Origin of the sequence: Streptomyces sp. NPDC101234 (genome assembly GCF_044767525.1) — a bacterium.
GTDB classification, from domain to species: domain Bacteria; phylum Actinomycetota; class Actinomycetes; order Streptomycetales; family Streptomycetaceae; genus Streptomyces; species Streptomyces sasae.
In genome coordinates this window covers 36,525-42,851 of the sequence record NZ_JBIWOA010000060.1, presented here as the reverse complement: position 1 = coordinate 42,851, position 6,327 = coordinate 36,525, and the positions used below count along the sequence as shown (strand labels likewise).

Here is a 6,327-nt window from a genome sequence, read left to right as displayed (position 1 = left end):
TGTTCGGAGAACGCCATCTATCTCACCATGGCCATGCTCCTCGTGCGACGCCTCGCAAGATCACCCCGCTGACAGGCCTTTCAGACGCCCTCTAGTAGGTACCACCAGTTGAACTCACCCGGTTCAACTCCTGGGCCTTCATCGAACGCGCCAGGCCCAGCGGGCTGGTGGCCTCGATGGGCTCGATCGGCGACTGCGCGGACAACGCGCTGATGGACTCCTTCTGTGGCCGGGTACAGACCGAACTCCTCAACCACCGACGCCGGCGAACCCGGATGGAGCTTTCCACCGCACTGTTCGAGTGCCTCGAGATCTTCCATGACCGGCAACGCAGGCACTCCGCCCTGGGAATGCTCACCCCGGTCCAGCACGAGCTACCGCAACCGCCTGTAGCGTGAAACCCAGCGACACGGCTCCACACACGTCGGGGCACATCGGACAGGCGAGCCACCGAAAGACGGGGATCCCGACAGACGACCTGAAACTTCGTCGTCCGCGCCTGGGCAATGAGCTCCGGACCCGTCTGCCAGAGCAGTTGAGCGGTGTTTGGTCAAATTCCGCTCACGAATCTGGAGGAGCCGATTGCCATTCCTTCCGTCGGCCCGCCGTAGAGGCTGATTCCAGTGATTCCGAGGCTGTGACCGGGATGCACACGGATCGATCCACTCGGCCAGGAGAGGTCGAACGAACCGTCGTGCTCGCGCACTTGCGCACCGAGGATCTCCTCGAACAAGCGCCGTGACAAACCCGCGTCCGAGGTTCCGAGGTGCGTTGGCCCCAGTCGCGCGGGGTTTCCGCTCAGCGTGTCCCAGAGCGAGATCCACCACAGGGGTTCCGTCGCTCCCTCCACGCTCGGCAGGGTTGAGGGGTCGCGGGCAGAGGTTTCGATGAGCTCGTGAGGTTCCGGGTAGGCCCGGTCGGACTGGGCGAGCTGGATGACCGTGCGGTGGACGGAATCCGGCAAGACGAAGGCCTCGCGCCACGCCGGATTGCCGTAGCTCTGACCTACCACGGTCATACCGAGCGAACGGACTCGGCTGACGGCCTTCTCCAGGTTGGGGACGGTGAACGTGAGGTGATGCGGTCCCTCGCCGCGAGCCTTGAGGAAGCGCGTGAGGAAGCCGTCACGGACGGGTTCCAGGAGCTCCAGTCGTCCGCCCTCGTCGGCCGTACCCACGTAGAGGAGCAAGTAGCGGAATTCCGCAAGGACTTCTCCGCAGATGGGCACGGCCCCCAGTTCTCGGCGCAGCCGTCTCGCCCAGCCCAGTGCGTCATGCACGGCGAACGAGGTGTGATCGATGTCGAACTCGGACTTCACGCGCCCGCCTCGCTGGAATCGCCGCGTCGACCACCGTGCGTGGCTGCGACGACAGCGGTCAGGAGGTCGTCTCGCTTGGCGGCCAGGGCCGTGATGTCGTCTCGGTCCGCAACCGCCGACAGTCCTTCGACGAGGCGCGCCGCGGTTGCGTCGTCCATATGGGGGCGGCCGAGGTCGTCCCACCAGCGGTTGAAACTGTCGCTGTACCGCTCGCAGAAGGTGGTGAGGCCCCCGTCGTCGCCTCCCAGATGGAACAGCGTTGTGGGTCCCATGACGGCCCACCGCAGTCCCGGGCCGGACGAGACGGCGGTGTCGATATCGATGACCGTTGCCACCCCCTCGTTCACGAGGTGGATGGCTTCGCGCCAGAGAGCGGCCTGCAGCCGGTTGGCGACGTGGCCCGGCACCTCGCGTTTGACCTCGATCGTCACCTTGCCGACCGACTCGTAGAACCGACGGGTCCAGTCGACGATGCCGGGGCCGGTGAGTTCGTTGCCCATCACCTCGACGAGAGGGATCAGGTGGGGAGGGTTGAACGGGTGGCCGAGGACGAATCTCGTCGGACTCCGCCAGCCTCCTTGCAGTTCACTGAGGGTCAGACCGGAGGTGGATGAGGCCACCACGGTGTTCTCCGGGAGGGTCGGCTCAATGACCTTGTACAACTCGTGCTTCAGAGCGATCCGCTCGGGGATGCTCTCCTGGACGAACTCAGCCCCCTCCACGGCAACGCGCGGGTCGTCACAGATGACCAGTTCCGCCTCGGGGGCCTCGGTCTTCGCCAATCCGAGAGCGGTGAGCACAGGCCAGGCCTCTTCGATCGTCCCCTTGACCCGGGCCTCGGTGGCGGGGTCGGGGTCGTAGACGGCGACGGACTTGCCGGCGGCCAGGAAGAGGGCTGTCCAGCTCCGGCCGATCAGCCCGCCCCCCAGGGTCGCCACGCGCCCGCCGGAACTCGCGCGCGAGTCGTTGTTCGGGTCAGAATGCGACATTGCCGCCTCCCTTCAGTCCGAGTCGTTCCCGAGCTTGGGCCGGCGTGGCCGGCTCGTATCCCAGGGACTCGACCAGGCCTCGGATTTTCCGGACCTGGGCGGCGTTGGACGGGGCGAGTTCACCACGCCCGATGAAGAGACTGTCCTCCAGCCCGACGCGTACGTTGCCGCCGAGCATGGCTGCCTGGGTCGCGAACGGCATCTGGTGCCGGCCGGCTGCCAGTACCGACCACTCGTGGTCGTCGCCGAAGAGCTTCTCCGCGATCGTGTGCATGTGAAGAAGGTTGTCGAGGTCCGCGCCGACGCCGCCCAGCACACCGAAGACCATCTGCACGAAGAAGGGCGGTTCGAGCCATCCCTGGTCGATCAGCCACGCCAGGTTGTAGAGGTGCCCGAGATCGTAGCACTCGAACTCGAACTTCGTTCCGTGGCCGTGGCCCAATTCCTTCACGATGTACTCGAGATCGGCGAAGGTGTTCTTGAAGACGAAGTCGCGGGTCATCTCCAGGAACTCCGGCTCCCATGCGTTTTTCCACCGGGAGTACTTCTCCAGCATGGGGAAGATGCCGAAGTTCAGGGAGCCGACGTTGAGCGAGGCCATTTCAGGCGATGTCGCGACGGCCGCCCGCAGTCGCTCCTCACGGGTCATACCGAGTCCGCCACCGGTGGAGACGTTGAGGACCGCGTCGCAGGCGCCGGCGATCTTCGGCATGAATTCCTGGAAGAGTTCAGGACTGGGATCAGGCTTTCCGGTCTCCGGGTCGCGGGCGTGCAGGTGAATGATCGCTGCACCGGCCTCGGCCGCCTCGATGGCTGCCGTTGCGATCTCGTCGGGTGTGACCGGGAGGTGCGGTGACATCGTCGGGGTGTGGATACCGCCTGTGGGGGCGCAGGTCACGATGACGGGCTTCGGCATGGCGTCCTTTCAGACGTTGATCGGTGCGATGCGATCTGAACCATCCGCGGCCTCGTCGCTCATGCCGACCAGTTGCTTGTAGGAGTCGATGAGAAGGCCGTGGAAGTGGTGCACTCCGTGCTCGGAGAGGCCCGCCCCAGAGGGGTTGTAGACGATGCGCCCCTGATCGAACGCCGGTGTGCGCATGCCGCGCTGCACACTCTCGACGATGGTGATGTCCTGCTGCTGCAGCACTTCGTCGATGTACTTCACGGACTGGACCTCGGCCTCGACGAGTTCGGGGGTCTCGAAGTAGAAGTCCCACGTCTCCAGAGTCCGTTCGGGTCCGGCGGGCACGATCTGCAGCACCATGAAGTTGCCGCGCCCCGGGTAGCGCAGAAGGCAGGTGTTCGGCCACAGCCACCACACCGCATGCTGCTTGATCGTCGCACCCGACACGTCGTAGGCGGAGTTGGTGTTCTTTCCCGCCTCCGCGAAGTGGCTGGACCAGATGCCGTGCGTCCTGACGTCATAGGTGTCCATGTCGACCAGGTCGACGAACTCCTTGTGGGCGACGTGGCAGTGGTAGCACTCCAGGAAGTTGTCGATGACGTTCTTCCAGTTGCTCTGCAGCTCGTACGTCAGGCGCTTGGCGTGCGTCAGCCCGGCCACGTCCGGTGCCCAGTGGGCGATTTCGGCCGCCAGGTCCGGGGCCTGCTGCCCGAGGGGGGCGGCGTTCGGATCCAGATTGACGTAGACGAAACCGCTGAACTCCTCCACCTGGACCTGGTCCAGGCAGATCGCCGACTTGTCGAAGGTCTCCATCGCGTCGGCGCGACGCGCTGCCCTCAGTGCACCGTCGAGGTCGTAGGTCCAGGCGTGGTACGGGCAGACGATGTTCCGGGTGGTACCGGATCCCGAAAGGAGTTCGTGCGCGCGGTGCTTGCAGACGTTGTAGAAGGCGCGCAGGGTTCCCGCACGATCACGGACAACCATGATGGGCATTCCCGCGACGGTCGCGGCCACGTAGCTGCCCGGTTTCTTGACGTTCTCGACGTGGCAGATCCATTGCCATGTACGAGCGAAGACGCTCTTGAGTTCGGTGTCGAGCCATTTCGGGTCCACATACGCCTCCGAGCGGAGGGACATGGAGAGTGCGGGATCTTGATGAAAACCCGCGGAGATGCTGCGTACATCATCGATCGTGACGGGAATCATGGATATCACGCTACCCACGACTGGACGATCGTTCAACCCCCCGTTCGGACGATCGTTCAATCTGTTCTTCGGGTCTCGATCCGCCGGGAAGGAGTCGCGATGGGCGATCTCACCGCCGGCACATCAGCGACGCATGTACCGCAGGCTCCCTCGGAGCACGCGCAGTCGACTTCGCGGCCCGCGGCGCGAAGCACCAGCAGGATCGGCTCTCGGCCAGGACCTCGAACCCCTCTCACGCCAGATGGTGCCCCGGTCCAGTTCACCCCGTGCGGACTACGGCGCCAGCGCGATCTCCTCGCACCGCGCCACCGCACGTCGCAGCGAAGCCTTGTCCAGACCGAGCAGGGCAGTGAGCCACATGCCGTTCTGCACGACGTCGACGTCGGCTGCTCGCTTGTTGCACTCCGCCCGGCTGAGATCTGGTCGGGCGGCACGAATCAGCGCGGCGAGGCCGACCCGGTATCGCTTCTGCGCTTGCGTGTTGATCTGGGCGAAGTCTTCGTGGGCCTGGGCAAGAGACCACAGCTGCAGTCGCAGCGACAGGTACTCCGTGGTCAGGAACTCCGGCGCCGCGATTCGCCGGAGCGCCGCGCGCAACTGCCGTTCGGGCGAGGCCCCGGGGACGAGTTCGACCAGGGCGACGTCCTGCTCCTCGATACGACGCAAGGCGGCGCAGATGAGGCTCGTCTTGTCATCGAAGTAGTAGTTGACCAGGCCGAGTGCGACGCCGGCTTCACGTGCGACGGCGCGCATGCTCACACCGGAGATGCCCTGTTGCGAAAGCAGGCTGAGAACGGCGTCGATGATGCGCTCCTGCCGGTCTTTCCCAGGAGCGTCGGCAGGAGGACTGGTCACCACGCCAGCATAGCCACACAGCCGCGATCTCCAGATCGCTCGCCGCGAGCGTTCGCCGCTTGCCAGACGTACCTCTCAGCGCTACGCGACGCGGACGGCAGTGGGGCGCCCGCCTGTGGCGGGTCGAGATCGGGCGCTGTACCCGCTGCATGACCGCCCGGGTCTCCGATGACGACGTCGCCCACCGACGCCAGGGCCCGGCGGCGGATTCTCAGATGGCCTCGCGAATGGCCCGCTCGAAGCCCGCGACGTGGCCGCGAGCGAACTGTGCCGCCCTGTCGGAGTCCCCGGTGACGATCGCCTCGATCAACGGTCCGTGCTCCTCGACGTCGCCGGCCATGTCGGACAGCCGGTCGACTGACAGACAGCAGATGCGGGTGGCCAGGCGGTCGTGGCGGACGAGGGCGTCCTCCAGGTACAGGTTGTGCGTGGTGGCGTAGACGGCACGGTGGACCTGAAGGCCCAGGCGCATGAGTTCGGCCGCGGCGTACCGACGGGAACCCGGGTTCTCCAGCTCCTCCCGCAGGGCCGTCGAGGTCGCACGGTCCGTGGCCGTTGCGCGCCGCGCAGCCTGCGCCGCGGCCAGGGGCTCCAGTTCCTGGCGTACCCCGGAGATATGGGCCAGGTCGGTGATGTCGACCTCGGTGGCGAAGGTGCCGCGCCGGGGACAGGTGCTGATGAGCCGCTCGTACTGGGGCCGTTTGAGCGCCTCGCGCACCGGCGTGCGTCCGGCACCGAGGGACTGCCCCAGCTGCTCCTCGTTGACCGGCGCGCCCCGCCTGACCTCGAGCATGACGAGCCGGTCCCGGATCGCGCGGTAGGCACGCTCGGCAGGCGACAGTTCCTCGCTTGTGTGGTCGGTCGCCACCGAGCGGTTCGGCGAGGCCGTCGCGCTCTCCGGTACGGGCGACACCCTCGTAGCGGGCGCGCCGTACCACGGCACCTGCGTCGCCTACACCTTCCGGCTCGCCGGCGGGTCCTGGCCCCAGACCGCCGAACTGCAGGCAGGCGGCGAGCGCGACTGCATGTCGGACGCCATCGCCGTCGGCATC

The 6,327-nt window shown here is 66.3% G+C and carries 8 protein-coding genes; 1 reads left to right on the top strand and 7 read right to left on the bottom strand.

What is annotated here, in order from left to right:
- Positions 1-176 precede the first annotated feature (176 nt).
- On the top strand, positions 177-398 hold the full coding sequence (locus tag ACIRR9_RS52345) for an integrase core domain-containing protein (RefSeq protein WP_403768005.1): 222 nt from the start codon (positions 177-179) through the stop codon (positions 396-398).
- Between the two features lie 152 nt (positions 399-550).
- Here the strand turns inward: ACIRR9_RS52345 and ACIRR9_RS52340 are convergent, their stop codons facing one another.
- The 7 genes from ACIRR9_RS52340 to ACIRR9_RS52310 all read right to left on the bottom strand — a co-directional run bounded on the left by ACIRR9_RS52340 (position 551) and on the right by ACIRR9_RS52310 (position 6,188).
- Positions 551-1,318: a VOC family protein gene (locus ACIRR9_RS52340; RefSeq protein WP_403768002.1), complete on the bottom strand. Its 768-nt coding sequence runs from the start codon at positions 1,316-1,318 to the stop codon at positions 551-553.
- On the bottom strand, positions 1,315-2,307 hold the full coding sequence (locus ACIRR9_RS52335; protein ID WP_403767999.1) for a 3-hydroxyacyl-CoA dehydrogenase NAD-binding domain-containing protein: 993 nt from the start codon (positions 2,305-2,307) through the stop codon (positions 1,315-1,317). The genes ACIRR9_RS52340 and ACIRR9_RS52335 overlap by 4 nt, the downstream gene beginning before the upstream one ends.
- Positions 2,294-3,223 (bottom strand): 3-keto-5-aminohexanoate cleavage protein, encoded by a 930-nt coding sequence (locus ACIRR9_RS52330; protein ID WP_403767996.1) that lies wholly within the window; start codon positions 3,221-3,223, stop codon positions 2,294-2,296. The genes ACIRR9_RS52335 and ACIRR9_RS52330 overlap by 14 nt, the downstream gene beginning before the upstream one ends.
- Positions 3,224-3,232: 9 nt before the next feature.
- Positions 3,233-4,351 carry an SRPBCC family protein gene (locus tag ACIRR9_RS52325; RefSeq protein WP_403767993.1) on the bottom strand — a complete coding sequence of 373 codons (1,119 nt, stop codon included), beginning with the start codon at positions 4,349-4,351 and terminating at the stop codon, positions 3,233-3,235.
- Between the two features lie 125 nt (positions 4,352-4,476).
- A complete protein-coding gene (locus tag ACIRR9_RS52320; protein ID WP_403768018.1) occupies positions 4,477-4,656 on the bottom strand; it encodes a 2Fe-2S iron-sulfur cluster-binding protein in 180 nt (59 codons plus the stop codon).
- Positions 4,657-4,693: 37 nt separating this feature from the next.
- Positions 4,694-5,275, bottom strand: coding sequence for a TetR/AcrR family transcriptional regulator (locus tag ACIRR9_RS52315; RefSeq protein WP_403767991.1), 582 nt, complete (start codon positions 5,273-5,275; stop codon positions 4,694-4,696).
- Between the two features lie 211 nt (positions 5,276-5,486).
- A complete protein-coding gene (locus ACIRR9_RS52310; protein ID WP_403767989.1) occupies positions 5,487-6,188 on the bottom strand; it encodes a GntR family transcriptional regulator in 702 nt (233 codons plus the stop codon).
- Between the last annotated feature and the right edge of the window lie 139 nt (positions 6,189-6,327).

Excerpts from the sequence above, each read along its gene's own strand:
- ACIRR9_RS52345 (WP_403768005.1), top strand. The coding sequence starts at position 177 with ATGGGCTCGATCGGCGACTGCGCGGACAACGCGCTGATGGACTCCTTC.
- ACIRR9_RS52335 (WP_403767999.1), bottom strand. The coding sequence starts at position 2,307 with ATGTCGCATTCTGACCCGAACAACGACTCGCGCGCGAGTTCCGGCGGG.
- ACIRR9_RS52330 (WP_403767996.1), bottom strand. The coding sequence starts at position 3,223 with ATGCCGAAGCCCGTCATCGTGACCTGCGCCCCCACAGGCGGTATCCAC.
- ACIRR9_RS52325 (WP_403767993.1), bottom strand. The coding sequence starts at position 4,351 with ATGTCCCTCCGCTCGGAGGCGTATGTGGACCCGAAATGGCTCGACACC.